The sequence below is a fragment of the Bacteroides sp. AM32-11AC genome (assembly GCF_003603515.1).
GTDB lineage: Bacteria > Bacteroidota > Bacteroidia > Bacteroidales > Bacteroidaceae > Bacteroides > Bacteroides uniformis.
The window spans coordinates 13360-30021 of sequence record NZ_QTNH01000002.1; the positions used below are offsets into that span (position 1 = coordinate 13360).

Genomic DNA, 16662 nt, shown 5'->3' on the forward strand with positions numbered 1-16662 from the left:
GAATTGTTACAGAATTTATCCTTACCTTTGACACTTTAACAGAATAAGCGTATGGTAAGTAATATATCTTCATGCACGAAAGTACTTGTTTTGCCGATAGTTCTATGGGTTGTTTCGTCTTTTTCCCTGCGGGCGCAGGAGAAGGATTTTGCCACTTGGGCGAATGCCGGTTTCGAATATAAGTTGAAGCCGGCATTTACTGTTTCCGGTGGGCTGGAGTGGCGTACAAAGGATGATTTGGGAAAGACAGACCGGTGGGGGCTGAAGGTGGGGGGAAGCTATAAGCTGTTGCCTTTCCTGAAGCTTGGAGCTGGGTATGAGACGCATTACCGCAATCGGGGGGCAGATGGCTGGAAGTTCCGGCACCGCTACCGTTTGGAAGGCACTCTGTCTGCCCGTGTGCAAAGGGTGAAACTGTCCTTGCGTGAGCGCTTTCAGCATACGTTCGATGGGCATAGAGATGAGTTCCGCTTGCGCTCGCGTGCGAAGTTTGCCTATGACATTCCGAAGTGCAAGCTGGAACCGTATGCTTCGGCCGAGATGTATAATGGTTTGAATAAGACAGAGCACTTCGGAGTAAAGCGGATGCGCTATCGTGGGGGTATTACGTTGCCCTTGTCCGAGCGCTGGGAGGCGGACATCTTCTATTGCAGGCAATGGGAGAAGGATAAGCGGAAGGATATAGTAGGGGTGGAGTGTGTTTATAGCTTTTGAGGGGAGATGAGGGCTGAAAGCCTTTTTTTACTTTTTGTTCTTCCGGTACTCCTTTTTCAGATAAAAGTTGAATCCGGCATATATTTGGAGGGTGCCGAACCCGTTGTTCAGGGAGAAACTGTTTTTGTAGTAGTCGTATGTCCGTCCTACGAATGAGGTACCCACGAAGTATTTGCTGTTGTTGTATACCACACCTGCACGCAGAATGAAGTCGATATTGAAATTCTTGTACCAGTCGTCCGCTTCCCGCTCTTCTGTCTTCTCTATGCGTGATGTCTTGTAGGCGACAGCCGGATTGAACGACAGGCATGCGAGGCAGTTGCGGGCAAACACCCAATTGTAGGCATAGCCGGCGTTGAGGCTGATGTTCGTGTATTTGATATGTTTCACCTTCATACCCGGGTTCATGGTTTCCTGAATGATTTCGGGCAGCTTGGTATAGTCGAAGTTCAGATTGTGGGTGGATACGGAGAATCCGGCAATGAAAGAACCTGCATTGCAGCGCTGGTTGGTGGACTGGCTGAAGGCGGCTGGATAGGAGAAACGTCGATTGTTGAAAATGTAATACAGATTTAATCCCTTCATCTTTACTTTCAATCCGTTGAAATCTTCGGAATAATTGGAGGGAATCTCGTCGGAAAAGCCGGATACCTTGTGTATCTTATAGTCGTTTCCGGTGCTGCGATAGAAAATGTCGACTCCCAGTTTGGAACTGTAAAGACTGAGATCAAACTCCGTACCGCGCTTTTTCTTGCTTTTCTTTCCGTAGAGCCAGTCCGTATCGACAGCCCATCCCAGGAATATCCAACGCCATCCGAAGTAAGCGCCTATCTTGTTGTGAGGGTTAGGCGAGAAACGGAGCCGCTGGTCGTTATTGCCCACGGAGTAATACTCGTAATTGGTGAAATGGTCGAGCATCAGGGCGTAGTTGTATCGGTTGGGACTGATATAGGTAGTGTCGAAGTCGCTGAAGTTGAGGAATTTCTTCAATGCTTTTCTGAAGGTATTTTTATATACGATGCTGTCGCATGCGACAGAACCGTTCTCCTTGTTTTGCGCAAACAATGAGAATGTAAATAATATCCATAAGCAGAAAAAGGCCCCTCTTTGCATCTTGTTGTTCTCTCTCATTTATACAAAGCTAAATAAAATAACCGGTTTTTGAACAGTATCCCGCTAATTTTTCTCTGAAAAAGGCATCAATAATTTGTAGTTCTCAATCGGAATGACTAATATTGAACGTCTTATTGAGAGACTTTATGAATCAAAACCAGATAAAGAAGAATACGATATGAAGAAGATTATCAATCCGTGGAAAGATATGGAGGGCTACAACTGTTTCGGTTGCTCTCCTGACAATGAAGCCGGTGTGAGAATGGAGTTTTATGAGGACGGTGACGAGGTGGTGAGCATCTGGAAGCCGCGTCCGGAGTATCAAGGGTGGCTGAATACGTTGCATGGAGGCATCCAGTCCGTATTGCTGGATGAAATCTGCGGCTGGGTCGTGTTCCGCAAGCTGCAGACCGGCGGGGTGACATCGAAAATGGAAACCCGCTTCCGCAAATCCATATCGACCAACGACACGCATGTGGTGCTGCGGGCTTCGCTTCGCGAGCAGAAGCGGAATATTGCTATCATAGAAGCACGCCTGTATAATAGCATGGGCGAACTTTGCACAGAAGCCACTTGCACCTACTTTACCTTTCCGAAGGAGAAGGCGGAAGCGGAAATGCATTTCCATAGCTGCGAAGTAGAGCAGGAGGAAATATTGCCGTTGATTTAATTGTTTCACCACAGATTACACAGATTTGCATAGATTGGAATAAAAATAATCTGTGCAAATCTGTGTAATTTGTGGTGAACTAAGATGAATTTGAAAGAAAAAATAAACTTTTTGTGATAAATCTTTTGGAGTTTCAAACTTTTAGTTTACTTTTGTCGCATTAAAATCCAAAAAATATGAAGAATATCGTTGCACATCATCACCATCATCATCCTAACGAATAACTCGGTGGGCGTATGAGTGTATATGTACAACAGATGACATAACAGACGAGGCTTGCCGAATATTGGTAAGCCTCGTTTTGTTTTCTGTCATCTCATTCAAAATAGTAAATAGTAAATCGTAAAATAGTAAATAACCTTATGTTAAGAATTGCAGTACAAGCTAAGGGTCGTCTGTATGACGAGACCATGTCGTTTTTGGGAGAATCGGATATAAAGTTGAGTGCCATGAAGCGCTCGTTGTTGGTGCAGTCGTCAAACTTTCCTCTTGAAGTGTTGTTTCTGAGGGATGACGACATTCCGCAGTCTGTGGCTACCGGAGTGGCTGATATAGGAATTGTGGGTGAGAATGAATTTGTTGAGAAGAATGAGGATGCAGAGATAATCAAGCGTCTGGGATTCAGCAAATGCCGTCTGTCTCTTGCCATGCCGAAGGATATTGAGTATCCGGGGGTGAAGTGGTTTCACGGAAAGAAGATTGCGACATCTTATCCGGGTATCCTTTCCGGCTTTTTGAAAGAGAATGGGGTGAATGCGGAGATACACGTCATTACGGGGTCGGTAGAAGTGGCGCCGGGCATCGGTCTGGCAGATGCCATTTTCGATATTGTAAGTTCCGGTTCTACGCTGGTGAGCAACCGCCTGAAGGAAGTGGAGGTTGTGATGAAGTCCGAAGCCCTGCTGATTGGTAACAGGAACCTGAGCGAGGAAAAGCAAGGGATATTGAGGGAGCTGTTGTTCCGTATGGATGCTGTGAAGACAGCCGAAGATAAGAAGTATGTGCTGATGAATGCCCCGAAAGAGAAACTGGATGAGATTGTCTCTGTACTTCCGGGCATGAAGAGCCCCACGGTGATGCCTTTGGCACAAGAAGGCTGGTGCTCAGTACATACCGTACTCGACGAGAAGTGTTTCTGGGAGATTATCGGAAAGTTGAAGGCATTGGGGGCGGAAGGCATTCTGGTGCTGCCGATTGAGAAAATGATAATTTAAAGCCTCGAGGATGTGTCAAAAGTATATAAACGCTTTCTTTATGTTACGACATTAGGTGCGAATTACGCGAAATAGCGCGGATTCGGTAAAATAAATCCGTGAAATCCGCGTAATCAGCGCCTAAAAGAAAGTCTTCAGAGAGTTTTGACACACCTCCAATAATATCATGGTTTATGCATAAATCTTTAAAAACATGTCATTATGATATTGATTAGTAATCCCGATAAATCCCAGTGGCAAGAGATTCTGAAACGTCCGGTGATGAATACGGAGAATCTGTTTGATACGGTGCGGAGTGTTATTGACCGTGTGAAGGAGGAGGGAGACCGTGCTGTGCTGGATTATGAAGAAAAATTTGATAAAGTGGTGTTGGCCTCGCTGGCAGTGTCGGAAGAGGAACAGCAGGAAGCGGAAAACCTGGTGAGTGAAGACTTGAAAGCAGCTATTCGCCTGGCAAAGCAGAACATCGAGACTTTCCACGCCGCACAACGCTTTGAGGGCAAGAAAGTGCAGACTCAGCCGGGGGTGACCTGCTGGCAGAAAGCGGTTGCCATAGAAAAGGTGGGATTGTATATCCCCGGAGGAACGGCTCCGCTGTTTTCTACGGTACTGATGCTGGCCGTTCCCGCCAGGATTGCCGGATGCAAGGAGATTGTTCTCTGCACCCCTCCGGGACGTGACGGAAAGGTACATCCCGCTGTGTTGTTTGCCGCAAAAGTGGCAGGTGTCAACCGGATTTTCAAAGCTGGCGGCATACAAGCCATTGCCGCTATGGCATACGGAACGGAAAGTGTGCCTAAGGTTTACAAGATATTCGGTCCGGGAAATCAGTATGTCACGGCTGCCAAACAGCTTGTGAGCTTGCGTGATGTGGCGATAGATATGCCGGCAGGACCTTCGGAAGTAGAAGTTTTGGCTGACGAAACAGCTAATCCGATTTTTGTCGCCGCCGACTTGTTGAGCCAGGCAGAACACGGAGTGGACAGTCAGGCTATATTAATTACGACCTCTGTCGAATTGCAACAAGCTGTAAAGGTGGAAGTGGAACGCCAACTGGCCTTACTGCCACGTAAAGAGATTGCCGAAAAGTCTCTTGCCAATAGCAAACTGATTGTAGTGGACAGCATGACAGAAGCCATTGAATTGACCAACGCGTATGCTCCCGAACATCTTATCATAGAAACCGAGGATTATCTTTCCGTGGCAGAACGTATCGTGAATGCCGGTTCCGTATTCCTGGGTTCTCTTACTCCGGAGAGTGCGGGAGATTATGCTTCGGGCACAAACCATACCCTGCCGACAAACGGCTATGCCAAAGCATACAGCGGTGTCAGCCTCGACAGCTTTATCCGCAAGATAACTTTTCAGGAGATAAAGCCGGAAGGATTAAATATCATCGGCCCTGCCATCGAGCTGATGGCTGCCAATGAACAGCTGGATGCGCATAAGAATGCTGTGAGTGTGAGACTGGGGCAGTTGGAAAATGGAAATGGAAATTGAAAGTTGAAAATTGAGAGCTGATGGCTTAAAGTAATTTTAATCGTAAATTGTCAAATCATAAATAACATGGTGAAAACATTACAAGAACTTACCCGTCCGAATATCTGGCGTCTGAAGCCTTATTCTTCAGCACGTGATGAATATAATGGTGCTGCGGCATCCGTTTTTCTCGATGCAAACGAGAATCCTTATAACATGCCGCACAACCGTTATCCCGACCCCATGCAGCGGGAGTTAAAGACAGAATTGTCTAAAATTAAAAAGGTGAGTCCCGATTCCATCTTCTTAGGGAATGGCAGTGACGAAGCTATCGATTTGGTGTTCCGTGCTTTTTGTGAACCCCGTGTGGACAATGTAGTGGCTATCGACCCTACCTACGGCATGTATCAAGTCTGTGCCGACGTTAATGATGTGGAGTACCGCAAGGTGCTGCTCGATGAGGATTTCCAGTTCTCTGCCGACAAGCTTTTGGCTGCTGCGGATGAGCATACCAAACTGATTTTTATCTGCTCTCCCAACAATCCTACCGGCAATGACCTGCTCCGTAGCGAGATTGAAACGCTGATTCGCCAGTTTGATGGGTTGGTGATACTGGATGAGGCATACAATGACTTCTCCGAAGCACCTTCCTTCCTCGAAAATTTGAATCGGTATCCGAATCTCATTGTACTGCAAACCTTCTCCAAAGCATGGGGATGTGCTGCCATCCGTCTGGGTATGGCATTTGCCTCACCGGATATTATCGGCATCCTCAGTAAGATAAAATATCCCTATAACGTGAACCAGTTGACACAGAAGCAGGCAGTGGAAATGCTTCACCGCTATTATGAAATAGAACGTTGGGTGAAGACACTGAAAGAAGAACGGGAGAATCTGGAAGCCGAGTTCGCCGCACTGCCATGTACGGTGAAGATGTTCCCTTCCCATGCCAATTTCTTCCTAGCTCGTGTGACGGATGCCGTGAAGATTTACAATTATCTGGTAGGCAAGGGTATCATTGTCCGCAACCGTAACTCCGTGTCACTCTGCGGAAATTGCCTGCGAGTGACGGTAGGAACGAGAGGGGAGAATGAAAAATTGATTGAAGCGCTGAAGGAATATATGTAGAAGGAGTTAAAGGGAGTAAAAGGGAGTTAGAGGCCGATACTGCTGTTTTATACAAGTAATGCTTATGCAAGCAGAACTATCGGCCTCTAACTCCTTCTAACTCCCGATAACTCCCTTTATTCCCTCAAAAAAATATCCTTTAAAATGAAGAAACTACTTTTTATAGACCGTGACGGGACTTTAGTCATTGAGCCGCCCATTGATTATCAGCTGGACTCCCTGGAGAAGCTGGAGTTCTATCCGAAAGTGATGCGCAATCTTGGCTTCATCCGCAGCAAGCTGGATTTTGATTTTGTAATGGTGACCAATCAGGATGGGCTCGGCACAACTTCCTTTCCGGAAGAGACCTTTTGGCCGGCACACAACCTGATGATGAAGACATTGGAAGGCGAAGGCATCACCTTCGACGACATCTGTATAGACCGCAGCATGCCCGACGACAATGCACCGACTCGCAAGCCGCGTACCGGAATGCTTACCAAATACCTCGATAACCCGGACTACGATTTGTCCCACAGTTTCGTCATTGGCGACCGGCCTACGGATGTGGAACTGGCAAAGAATCTGGGCTGCCGCGCCATTCTTCTGCAAGATGACACGGCGTCATTGAAACCCGTTTCCGAAGGTGGCGGTGCCGCTTGTGACGGACTTGAAGATTACTGCGCCCTCGCCACCAGGGATTGGGATAAGGTTGCCGAATTCCTCTTTGCCGGTGAGCGTACGGCGGAAGTACGTCGTACTACCAAGGAGACAGATATATACGTATCCTTGAATCTGGATGGTAACGGGCATTGTGACATCGCGACCGGACTGGGCTTCTTCGACCACATGTTGGAACAGATAGGCAAGCACGGCGGCATGGACCTCACCATCCGTGTGAAAGGCGACCTCGAAGTGGACGAGCATCACACCATCGAAGATACCGCCCTTGCTCTGGGCGACTGCCTTTATCAGGCCTTAGGAAGCAAGCGGGGCATTGAACGCTATGGCTATGCCCTTCCTATGGACGATTGTCTTTGCCAAGTGTGCCTTGACTTTGGCGGACGCCCGTGGCTGGTATGGGATGCCGAGTTCAAGCGCGAGAAGGTAGGAGATATGCCGACGGAAATGTTCCTGCATTTCTTCAAGTCCTTGAGCGATGCTGCCCGGATGAATCTTAATGTAAAAGCCGAAGGACAGAACGAACATCATAAGATAGAGGGCATCTTCAAGGCGTTGGCACGTGCGCTGAAGATGGCGGTGAAGAGGGATATTTATCACTTTGAACTGCCAAGCTCGAAAGGAGTGTTGTAGAATCGTGCAGACAACTGCTGCAAAGTTACTGCATACCTTTTGCAGTGCTGCTGCAAAGCAGTTGCAGTGACGCTGCAAGGCTTTTGCAGAGCCACTGCAGATGTATTGCATAGTTTTGCAGTTATATATCTCTGATTAATAGATAAGTAGTGTTATGTCACATTTAGCCCCTTTGATAGCTGATTTAGCTCTGATATTGATTTGTGCGGGGATTATGACCCTGCTTTTTAAGAAATTGAAGCAACCGCTGGTGTTAGGATATGTAGTCGCAGGATTCCTTGCCAGCCCTCACATGGCCTATACACCGTCGGTGATGGACACGGCTAATATACAGACCTGGGCGGATATAGGCGTTATCTTCCTGCTGTTTGCACTGGGATTGGAATTCAGCTTCAAGAAGATTGTGAAGGTGGGAGGCGCGGCGATTATTGCTGCGTGTACCATCATCTTTTGTATGATATTGTTGGGAGTGGCGGTAGGTACCGGGTTCGGCTGGCAACGGATGGACTGTATCTTCCTGGGCGGTATGATTGCCATGTCGTCCACTACCATTATCTATAAGGCGTTTGATGATTTGGGGATGCGCAAGAAACAGTTCACGGGGCTGGTGCTCAGTGTGCTTATCCTGGAGGATATTCTTGCCATCGTATTGATGGTGATGCTCTCCACGATGGCAGTCAGCCATAACTTCGAGGGTACGGAGATGCTGGGGAGCATTGCCAAACTGCTGTTCTTCCTGATACTTTGGTTCGTGGTGGGTATTTATCTCATCCCCGGATTGCTGAAGCGGTGCCGGAAGCTGATGAGCGAGGAAACCTTGCTGATAGTCTCTCTCGGACTCTGTTTCGGCATGGTGGTGATGGCTGCACATACGGGGTTCTCGGCTGCTTTCGGTGCCTTCATCATGGGTTCCATTCTTGCCGAAACGGTAGAGGCAGAGAGCATAGAACGGCTGGTGAAGCCGGTCAAGGACTTGTTTGGCGCCATCTTCTTCGTATCGGTCGGCATGATGGTAGACCCAGCCATGATTGTGGAGTATGCGGGACCTATTGTCGTGATTACTTTAGCGGTTATCCTCGGGCAATCCCTTTTCGGGACGCTGGGTGTGCTGCTGGCGGGGCAACCGCTAAAGACAGCCATGCAGTGCGGTTTCAGCTTGACGCAAATCGGTGAGTTTGCCTTTATCATAGCTTCGCTGGGCGTGTCGCTGCATGTCACCAGCCATTTCTTATATCCTATTGTGGTGGCGGTGTCTGTCATCACCACTTTCCTCACTCCTTATATGATTCGTTTGGCAGACCCCGCTTCCAATCTTGTGGATACGCATTTGCCGGAAAAATGGAGAAAGTTCTTGACCCGTTATGCTTCAGGTTCGCAGACGATGAACCATGAAAGTCTGTGGAAGAAACTGATATTTGCACTAGTCAGGATTACGGTGGTGTATTCCATCATTTGCGTGGCGGTGATAGCTTTGGCGTTCCGTTTTCTGGTGCCTTTAGTGCACGACAGTCTGCCCGGGGTATGGGGCTCTTTGTTGGCTGCCTTTATCATCATTCTGTGTATAGCTCCGTTTCTGCGTGCTATCATGATTAAAAAGAATCATTCGGAGGAGTTCGTGACTTTATGGAAAGATAACCGTGGAAACCGGGCGCCGTTGGTGGCTACCATTGTACTGCGTCTGCTGCTGGGTGTTTCGTTTGTCATGTTCGTTATAGCCGGTTTGTTCAAGATGTCCGTCGGTCTGGTGTTTGGAGTGGCGGTGCTGCTGGTGACCCTGATGATACTCTCCCGCCAGTTGAAGAAGCAGTCCATCATGATAGAGAGGACATTCTTCCAGAATCTGCGGTACCGCGACATGCGTGCCGAGTATATGGGAGAGAAGAAACCAGAGTATGCGGGACGTCTGCTGTCGCGCGACCTGCACCTGACGGATTTTGAAATCCCCGGCGAGTCGGCATGGGTGGGCAAGACATTGGCGGAGCTGAATTTTGGAAAGAAATACGGTATCCATGTGGTCTCTATCCTTCGGGGCAAGAAACGGATTAATATTCCCGGAGCGTCTGTCCGCCTTTTCCCGCAGGACAAGATACAAGTAATTGCCACGGATGAGGAATTGAACATCTTCGGCCAGGAGATGGATAAGGTGTCTGCCATGAATGCGGATGTGATAGAGAAGAGTGAGATGATTCTACGCCAGTTCTGTGTGGACGGGCAGTCCCCTTTCCTGAACAAGACCCTGAAAGAAGCAGGGATACGCGAGAAATATCACTGCCTGATTGCCGGTGTGGAGCGGGGAGGGGAGACCTTGCATGCTCCCGACCCGCATGAACCTTTTGTGGAGGGAGATGTGGTATGGATTGTAGGCGAGAGTGCCGATGTGTACAAGCTGGTCGGCCGGAAATGTGAAGGTTTCGACATGGGGTAAGGTCTACCCCATGAACGCTAATCAGAGTTTGTTCAGTATTTTGTCCATTACCCAGTTAGTCAGAGTGGCGCTTTCACCGTCACAGCCGCAGACTGACTTGCCCAGCAGGTGGTCTACTACTGCCTGTATAAGCGGTTGCTGGACGTAGGTGGGATTTTCGACAATGATTTCCTCACGCCCTCTTTCTGTGTGCAGCGCAATGGGGTCATAGGTGAATACGGAGAAACAAATCATGCCTTTGTCTCCAATGATTTCTATACGGTCTTCGCGGGCGGATTCGTGGGCGACAAAACACCAGGAGCCGCTGCCTACTAGTCCGCTGTCAAACTGGAAACATGCGCTTAGAGTGTCTTCGGCAGGATATAGTCTGCCACGGTTGCTCTTGTAGCCGCTGGCTTCGAGGATACATCCGAAGATTTCCTGCAGCAAGTCTATCTGGTGGGGCGCAAGGTCATAGAAGTATCCTCCGCCGGCAATGTCCGGTTGCACGCGCCACGGTAGGTTTTCCTTGTTATGGTCGAGGTCGCGGGGAGGCTGGGCGAAGCGGATTTGAATGTTGATGACATTGCCAATATGTCCCTCCTCTACCAGTGACTTTACCTTCAGGAAGTAGGGCAGATAGCGGCGGTAATACGCAACAAAACATGGAACACCCGTTTCTTTGGAAATGCGGTTGATGCGGCAGCACTCTTCGTAGGTAACGGCCATCGGCTTCTCTATGTAGACCGGTTTACCTGCCTTCATGGACATGATGGCGTACGTAGCATGTGAAGAAGGAGGAGTGGCAATGTACACGGCGTTCACCTCTTCGTCGTCAATCAGCTCCTGGGCATCGTCGTACCATTTAGGAATCCCTCTTTCCTTGGCGTAGGTCTTGGCCTTGTCGCCATTTCGGCTCATGACGGCCACTACTTCGGAGTTCTCTATTTTCTGGAATGCCGGTCCGCTTTTGTATTTGGTCACTTCTCCGCAACCGATGAATCCCCATTTAATTATTCTCTCGCTCATAATCTTTCCCTTATTTTACTCTTCCTCAAAATCGAATTCAAAGTCGAAATCATCCAGAAATTCCGGTTCTGTAAATTCTTCCAGACTCCGGCGGTCTTTTTTCGTTGGCCGTCCGGTACCTTTGGCACGGTTGACGAAACCGCTGACACGGCTCATCTCCAGCAGTTCATACTGTTCCGGAGTCGTTACATTCTCCATCATTTCGGCCACTAACTTTGCGCCGACACGCTTTTCGATGGGCTGCAGAACTTTGAAGGAATAGGTGACGGGGGGCTTGCGCACCTGGATGACGTCTCCCGGTTTCACCGTACGGGCAGCCTTTGCCAGTGCGCCATTGATGCTGATGCGTCCTTTTTTGCAGGCTTCGGCGGCTATGGTACGTGTCTTGAAGATGCGTACGGCCCACATCCATTTGTCAATTCTGGCTTCGTTCATTTCTTGTTATATTGATTCATGGTGATATCTATTCCCGCCAGACAGAAACTTTTGATGATTTCTCCGGCTGTTTCCAATCTCTCGCCCATTGTTTTCCAATCTTCATCGGTAAAATGTCCCAGCACATAGTCAATCTGTCCACCACGGGGAAAATCATTGCCGATGCCGAAACGCAGGCGTGCATAATTCTGAGTGCCCAGTGTTGCTGCAATATGCTTAAGGCCGTTATGTCCCGCATCGCTTCCTTTACCTTTCAGGCGCAGTGTGCCGAAAGGCAGTGCCAGGTCATCTACCACTACCAACACATTCTCCAATGGAATGTTTTCTTTTTGCATCCAGTAGCGCACGGCGTTGCCGCTGAGATTCATAAAGGTGGAAGGCTTCAGCAGTAACAGTTGGCGTCCCTTGACTGACAGCGTTGTGGTGAAGCCATAACGTCCGTCGGTAAAAGTGGCACCCGCTGCTTTTGCCAGAGCATCTACTGCCATGAATCCGATGTTATGGCGGGTTTCGTGATATTCGGGGCCGATATTGCCCAATCCTACAATTAAATATTTCATAGTCTGTGCTTCCTGTTTATGAGGGTGTTAAAACTAGTATTCACCACAGATTACACAGATTTGCACAGATAGACATCTTTGATTATCGGTACATTAAATTCATTCTGTGTTAATCTGTGTAATCTGTGGTGAATTATACACTCTCGTGAGCCGTAAAAAGAACGCGGATTATCGCAACTTTCCGCGGAAATCAGTATGAAATCTGCGTTGGCTGCGTTAATCCGCGTTCCCGAATATTTAGTCTTTCTTGGAAAGAATCGATTAGTTGCCTGCAGCAGCAGCGGCACCTCTTGCAGCACGAGTCAGCTTAACGGCGCATACAACAGCTTCTTTGGCATTCAGCAATTCCAATCCTTCGTATTGCAATTCGCCAACTTTAACAGTCTTACCAAGTCCCAAGTGGGCAACGTTGATAATCAGTCTTTCAGGAATTACGTTATACAAAGCTCTTACTTTCAGCTTACGCATCTGGAGTACCAGCTTACCACCGGCCTTAACACCTTCTGCCAAACCTTCCATCTGTACCGGAACTTCCATAACGATAGGCTTAGCCTCGTCAATTTGATAGAAGTCAACGTGCAGGATAGTATCCTTTACGGGGTGGAATTGGATATCTTTCATGATAGCGTTTACTTTCTTGCCATCAATCACCAAGTCAACTACGTAGATGTGCGGAGTGTAAACCAAGTTACGCAGACCCTCTGCAGGTACAGTGAAGTGAACATTTTCACCTGCACCATAAAGTACGCAAGGTACACCGTTGTTTTTACGAATAGCTTTCAAAGCTCTTGCTTGTTCCGAAGAACGTTCTGCAATAGTTCTTGCAGTTCCTTTTACTTCAATTGATTTCATTTTAAAAATTTTTGTGTTACTCTAAATTAAGTAAATTTTTTGCTTAATTCACCATCACACGATGTGGCTTGCCACACGATGTTGCAAAAAAGCGGTGCAAAAGTACAGCTTCTTTTTGAATTATCAAAAGGTTATAACTTAAAATTCAATGTCTATCTTGATTTCTCCTTCCAATGAAGACGCTTTTTCCTCTTTCGGCAGTTCTTCTTTTCCCGTTTCGGGACTTTCAGCCTCTTCGTCAGTGGTATGTCTTGTATAGCAGCCTTGCTGTTCCTGGATGAAGCCGATGGCTTGCTGAAGTCCGTTCATGAACTTTTCAAAATCCTCTTTGTATAGAAAGATTTTGTGCTTTTCGAAACTTACCTGCGAGTCGTCTCCTTCGCCCATCACAATCTTCTTGCTTTCCGTGATGGCGAGAAACATTTCGTCTTTTCTGTTTTTCTTGACGTCTAAATAGTAGATGCGCTTACCTGCTTTGATGGATTGGGAGAATACAATCTCCTTGTCGTTCATGTCCGCTGCGTTTTTCTTCTTAAAGTCTTCCATATTATAATAGGTCTCAATTTTGATATTATCACCTTAAAACTTGTATCTCGTAGCTTTTAGCTCTTTATCGGGCTCAAAATTGACGATTTTTTTTAAACTGTCAAAAGAAAAAGACCGGATAATCAATATCTGCATTAAAAAATGTGATTTATTTATGTAAACTCATTAAAAATGCCTACTTTTGCGCCTTGTTAAAACACTAGTATTTACTTTAGAATTATGATCAACAGAGTTCTTATTCGTCTTAAGATTATACAGATTGTATATGCTTATTATCAGAATGGCAGTAAAAATTTAGACTCAGCGGAGAAAGAATTGTTCTTTAGCCTTTCAAAGGCATACGACCTCTACAACTACCTGCTGATGCTGATGATAGCTTTGACGAACTACGCACAAAAACGTATTGATGCGGCAAAAGCTAAGCTGGCTCCCACTGCCGAGGAGCTGTATCCCAACATGAAATTTGTGGAAAACAAGTTCATAGCCCAGTTGGAAGTGAACAAACAATTGACGGAATTCATTGCCAACCAAAAGCGCACGTGGGCCAATGATGAAGACTTTGTCAAGGGATTGTATGAGAAAATTGTGGAATCAGATATATATAAGGAATATATGGCTTCTTCGGACAATTCTTACGAATACGACCGTGAATTGTGGAGAAAGCTGTATAAGACTTTTGTCTTCAACAACGAAGCCTTGGACAATGTGCTCGAAGACCAGAGCCTCTACTGGAATGACGACAAGGAGATTGTGGATACTTTCGTACTGAAAACCATCAAGCGCTTTGAAGAGAAGAATGGTGCCAATCAGGAACTTCTACCAGAGTTCAAGGATGAGGAAGACCAGGAATTTGCACGCCGTTTGTTCCGCCGTGCCATCTTGAACTGTGACTATTACCGTCACCTCATCAGCGAGAATACGCGTAATTGGGACTTGGACCGTGTAGCCTTTATGGACGTTGTTATCATGCAGTGTGCCTTGGCCGAAATATTAAGTTTCCCGAACATTCCGGTGAGTGTTTCGTTGAACGAATATGTCGATATTGCCAAAGTTTACAGCACGGCCAAAAGTGGCAGCTTCGTGAACGGTACATTGGATGGAATAGTTAATCAATTAAAAAAAGAAGGTAAGTTAACGAAAAACTAATACCTTTGTTTAATAATAGAAACCAAAACTGAGTATTTATGAACTTAATGACTGTATTCTTCCTGCAGGCTCCCGCTGCAGGCCCTGCCGGTGGTGGTAGCATGATGTGGATTATGCTGATAGCCATGTTCGTTATTATGTATTTCTTTATGATTCGTCCTCAAAACAAGAAGCAAAAGGAAATAGCAAACTTCCGTAAATCGCTTCAAGTGAATCAGAAAGTAATCACAGCTGGTGGTATCCATGGTGTTATCAAGGAAATCAACGACAATGATGTGGTGCTTGAAATCGCTTCTAACGTTAAGATTCGTATAGACAAGAATTCTATTTTTGCTGCAGCTGCTGATGCGAACAGCAGTCAGGCATCTAAATAATAGAAATGTGAGCCTATGTTTGAACGTAGGAACATACAACGTACATATCTGAAGATATCAAGAGAAGTGAAGGACTTTCTGCTTAGCGATAAAAGCAGGGAGTTCTTCATTTTTTTGTTTTTTTTCTTTGTAGCCGGTGGCTTCTGGCTCTTGCAGACCTTGAACAACGACTATGAGGCGGACTTTTCTATACCGGTGCGGCTGAAGGGAGTGCCCAATAATGTGGTGATTACCTCTGAACCTGCTTCAGAACTCCGTATCAAGGTAAAGGATAAGGGAACGGTACTGCTCAACTATATGTTGGGAAAGAGCTTTTATCCCGTTATTCTCGATTATGCCGATTATAAGGGCGTGGATAATCAAGTAAGGATATATCCCTCGCAGTTTGAAAAGAAAGTGCTGAACCAGCTGAATGCCTCTACCCGCCTGCTTTCCATGAAGCCGGATACATTGGAGTACATCTATTCGACGGGAGCCTCCAAACTGGTGCCGGTGAAGCTGCGCGGCACGCTGAGTGCCGGACGTGAGTATTATCTTTCGGATACGATATTCAGTCCCGATTCCGTATTGGTGTATGCGCCGCAAGGCGTGCTGGATACGATTGCTGTTGCCTATACGCAACCGGTGAAGCTGGAAGATATATCGGATACCTTGAGGCAGCAAGTCCCCCTGCGTATCCAGAAAGGTGTGAAGTTTGTGCCTTCTTCCATTGAGATGATGCTTCCGGTGGATATTTATACGGAAAAGACAGTGGAGGTGCCGTTGCGTGGCGTTAACTTTCCTGCCGACAAGGTGCTGCGCGCTTTCCCTTCCAAGGTGCAGGTCACGTTTCAGGTTGGTCTGAGTCATTTCAGGCAGATTAACGCTGATGATTTTCATATTTACGTGTCCTATGAGGAACTGCTCCGTCTGGGTTCCGACAAGTATACGGTAAAGATTAAGAATCTGCCGAAAGGGGTGAGCCAGGTACGCTTCAATCCGGCACAAGTGGATTTTCTGATAGAGCAAGTTTCTCCTGATTATGGCGATTAAGATAGGTATAACCGGTGGTATCGGTAGCGGAAAGAGTATGGTATCCCGGCTGTTGGAAGTGCTGGGTGTTCCCGTCTATATCTCGGACTTGGAAACGAAAAGGCTGATGGCATCCGATTCATTGATCCGCGAGGAATTGTCAGCTTTGCTTGGTGCGGAAGTGTATGCCGGTGGCACGCTGAACAAGCCTTTGTTGGCGTCTTATCTTTTCGGTAGTCCGGAGCATGCCAAAGAAATCAACTGTATTGTGCATCCTCGTGTAAAGGAGGATTTCAGGCGGTGGACACAATGCCGCACCGCTTTTCCCATTGTCGGTATAGAATCGGCCATTCTGGTCGAAGCGGGGTTTGCGGGTGAAGTGGATGCTATTGTTATGGTCTATGCGCCCGAAGAGGTGCGCATTTTACGTGCCGTCCGGCGGGATGCTTCCTCGCGCGAATTGATAGAAAAGCGTATCCGTAGCCAGATGAATGACGAAGAAAAGCGTAAATATGCAGATTTTGTCATTGTAAATGATGGCGAAACCCCATTGATTCCGCAAGTTTTAGAGCTAATCGGTTCGCTATCTGAAAAAATGCACTATCTGTTACGCAAATAGGCATCTCCTTAACAATAAAAATAAGCAAGCTTATTTTGTATTGTCTTCGGCTTACATTATCTTTGCCCCCCGAAA

General features: G+C 47.0%; 17 protein-coding genes. 11 read left to right on the forward strand and 6 right to left on the reverse strand.

Going from position 1 to position 16662, the window contains the following annotated elements:
- Window positions 1-51: 51 nt before the first annotated feature.
- A complete protein-coding gene (locus DW800_RS01890; RefSeq protein ID WP_005831821.1) occupies window positions 52-714 on the forward strand; it encodes a DUF2490 domain-containing protein in 663 nt (220 codons plus the stop codon).
- A gap of 27 nt (window positions 715-741) precedes the next feature.
- Here the strand turns inward: DW800_RS01890 and DW800_RS01895 are convergent, their stop codons facing one another.
- Window positions 742-1845: a DUF4421 domain-containing protein gene (locus tag DW800_RS01895; RefSeq protein ID WP_371413538.1), complete on the reverse strand. Its 1104-nt coding sequence runs from the start codon at window positions 1843-1845 to the stop codon at window positions 742-744.
- A gap of 160 nt (window positions 1846-2005) precedes the next feature.
- On the opposite strand from DW800_RS01895, the gene DW800_RS01900 reads away from it, so the two are divergent.
- From DW800_RS01900 to DW800_RS01925, 6 genes are all read left to right on the forward strand, one after another.
- Entirely contained in the window at window positions 2006-2497 is a 492-nt protein-coding gene (locus DW800_RS01900) for a PaaI family thioesterase (RefSeq protein ID WP_005832726.1), read from the forward strand.
- 362 nt (window positions 2498-2859) lie between these two features.
- Window positions 2860-3711, forward strand: a complete 852-nt coding sequence (hisG, locus tag DW800_RS01905; protein ID WP_008665397.1) for an ATP phosphoribosyltransferase — start codon at window positions 2860-2862, stop codon at window positions 3709-3711.
- A 201-nt stretch (window positions 3712-3912) separates the two neighbouring features.
- On the forward strand, window positions 3913-5211 hold the full coding sequence (hisD, locus tag DW800_RS01910; RefSeq protein ID WP_008665399.1) for a histidinol dehydrogenase: 1299 nt from the start codon (window positions 3913-3915) through the stop codon (window positions 5209-5211).
- A 66-nt stretch (window positions 5212-5277) separates the two neighbouring features.
- A complete protein-coding gene (gene hisC / locus DW800_RS01915; protein ID WP_119957740.1) occupies window positions 5278-6318 on the forward strand; it encodes a histidinol-phosphate transaminase in 1041 nt (346 codons plus the stop codon).
- 144 nt (window positions 6319-6462) lie between these two features.
- Entirely contained in the window at window positions 6463-7611 is a 1149-nt protein-coding gene (gene hisB, locus DW800_RS01920; RefSeq protein ID WP_119957741.1) for a bifunctional histidinol-phosphatase/imidazoleglycerol-phosphate dehydratase HisB, read from the forward strand.
- A gap of 154 nt (window positions 7612-7765) precedes the next feature.
- Window positions 7766-10036: a cation:proton antiporter gene (locus DW800_RS01925; protein ID WP_119957742.1), complete on the forward strand. Its 2271-nt coding sequence runs from the start codon at window positions 7766-7768 to the stop codon at window positions 10034-10036.
- A 21-nt stretch (window positions 10037-10057) separates the two neighbouring features.
- On the opposite strand, the gene DW800_RS01930 is transcribed toward DW800_RS01925, so the two are convergent.
- The 5 genes from DW800_RS01930 to DW800_RS01950 form a co-directional block, all read right to left on the reverse strand.
- Window positions 10058-11044, reverse strand: a complete 987-nt coding sequence (locus DW800_RS01930; RefSeq protein WP_035448963.1) for a Gfo/Idh/MocA family protein — start codon at window positions 11042-11044, stop codon at window positions 10058-10060.
- A gap of 15 nt (window positions 11045-11059) precedes the next feature.
- Window positions 11060-11479, reverse strand: a complete 420-nt coding sequence (locus DW800_RS01935) for an RNA-binding S4 domain-containing protein (protein ID WP_005831803.1) — start codon at window positions 11477-11479, stop codon at window positions 11060-11062.
- Window positions 11476-12039: an aminoacyl-tRNA hydrolase gene (gene pth / locus DW800_RS01940; protein ID WP_022401979.1), complete on the reverse strand. Its 564-nt coding sequence runs from the start codon at window positions 12037-12039 to the stop codon at window positions 11476-11478. The genes DW800_RS01935 and pth overlap by 4 nt, the downstream gene beginning before the upstream one ends.
- Before the next feature lie 261 nt (window positions 12040-12300).
- On the reverse strand, window positions 12301-12891 hold the full coding sequence (locus DW800_RS01945; RefSeq protein ID WP_005831799.1) for a 50S ribosomal protein L25/general stress protein Ctc: 591 nt from the start codon (window positions 12889-12891) through the stop codon (window positions 12301-12303).
- A 138-nt stretch (window positions 12892-13029) separates the two neighbouring features.
- The gene (locus tag DW800_RS01950; RefSeq protein WP_005831798.1) at window positions 13030-13437 is read right to left on the reverse strand and encodes a PUR family DNA/RNA-binding protein; all 408 of its coding nucleotides are present in this window, start codon (window positions 13435-13437) and stop codon (window positions 13030-13032) included.
- A gap of 219 nt (window positions 13438-13656) precedes the next feature.
- Between DW800_RS01950 and nusB the strand changes: the two genes are divergently transcribed.
- From nusB to coaE, 4 genes are read left to right on the forward strand one after another with little or no spacing between them, the layout of a single operon-like run.
- On the forward strand, window positions 13657-14583 hold the full coding sequence (nusB, locus tag DW800_RS01955) for a transcription antitermination factor NusB (RefSeq protein ID WP_005831796.1): 927 nt from the start codon (window positions 13657-13659) through the stop codon (window positions 14581-14583).
- A 38-nt stretch (window positions 14584-14621) separates the two neighbouring features.
- On the forward strand, window positions 14622-14957 hold the full coding sequence (yajC, locus tag DW800_RS01960; protein ID WP_005831794.1) for a preprotein translocase subunit YajC: 336 nt from the start codon (window positions 14622-14624) through the stop codon (window positions 14955-14957).
- Between the two features lie 15 nt (window positions 14958-14972).
- Window positions 14973-15989, forward strand: coding sequence for a YbbR-like domain-containing protein (locus tag DW800_RS01965; RefSeq protein WP_005831792.1), 1017 nt, complete (start codon window positions 14973-14975; stop codon window positions 15987-15989).
- Entirely contained in the window at window positions 15979-16587 is a 609-nt protein-coding gene (gene coaE, locus DW800_RS01970; protein WP_044469102.1) for a dephospho-CoA kinase, read from the forward strand. The genes DW800_RS01965 and coaE overlap by 11 nt, the downstream gene beginning before the upstream one ends.
- Window positions 16588-16662: the final 75 nt, after the last annotated feature.

Bases quoted from the DNA above. Each gene is read 5' to 3' on its own strand.
- hisD (WP_008665399.1), top strand. From the start codon at position 3,913: ATGATATTGATTAGTAATCCCGATAAATCCCAGTGGCAAGAGATTCTG.
- hisG (WP_008665397.1), top strand. From the start codon at position 2,860: ATGTTAAGAATTGCAGTACAAGCTAAGGGTCGTCTGTATGACGAGACC.
- DW800_RS01925 (WP_119957742.1), top strand. From the start codon at position 7,766: ATGTCACATTTAGCCCCTTTGATAGCTGATTTAGCTCTGATATTGATT.
- coaE (WP_044469102.1), top strand. From the start codon at position 15,979: ATGGCGATTAAGATAGGTATAACCGGTGGTATCGGTAGCGGAAAGAGT.
- DW800_RS01935 (WP_005831803.1), bottom strand. From the start codon at position 11,479: ATGAACGAAGCCAGAATTGACAAATGGATGTGGGCCGTACGCATCTTC.
- DW800_RS01930 (WP_035448963.1), bottom strand. From the start codon at position 11,044: ATGAGCGAGAGAATAATTAAATGGGGATTCATCGGTTGCGGAGAAGTG.
- DW800_RS01900 (WP_005832726.1), top strand. From the start codon at position 2,006: ATGAAGAAGATTATCAATCCGTGGAAAGATATGGAGGGCTACAACTGT.
- DW800_RS01945 (WP_005831799.1), bottom strand. From the start codon at position 12,891: ATGAAATCAATTGAAGTAAAAGGAACTGCAAGAACTATTGCAGAACGT.
- hisC (WP_119957740.1), top strand. From the start codon at position 5,278: ATGGTGAAAACATTACAAGAACTTACCCGTCCGAATATCTGGCGTCTG.
- pth (WP_022401979.1), bottom strand. From the start codon at position 12,039: ATGAAATATTTAATTGTAGGATTGGGCAATATCGGCCCCGAATATCAC.
- DW800_RS01965 (WP_005831792.1), top strand. From the start codon at position 14,973: ATGTTTGAACGTAGGAACATACAACGTACATATCTGAAGATATCAAGA.
- DW800_RS01890 (WP_005831821.1), top strand. From the start codon at position 52: ATGGTAAGTAATATATCTTCATGCACGAAAGTACTTGTTTTGCCGATA.
- DW800_RS01950 (WP_005831798.1), bottom strand. From the start codon at position 13,437: ATGGAAGACTTTAAGAAGAAAAACGCAGCGGACATGAACGACAAGGAG.
- yajC (WP_005831794.1), top strand. From the start codon at position 14,622: ATGAACTTAATGACTGTATTCTTCCTGCAGGCTCCCGCTGCAGGCCCT.
- nusB (WP_005831796.1), top strand. From the start codon at position 13,657: ATGATCAACAGAGTTCTTATTCGTCTTAAGATTATACAGATTGTATAT.
- DW800_RS01895 (WP_371413538.1), bottom strand. From the start codon at position 1,845: ATGAGAGAGAACAACAAGATGCAAAGAGGGGCCTTTTTCTGCTTATGG.
- hisB (WP_119957741.1), top strand. From the start codon at position 6,463: ATGAAGAAACTACTTTTTATAGACCGTGACGGGACTTTAGTCATTGAG.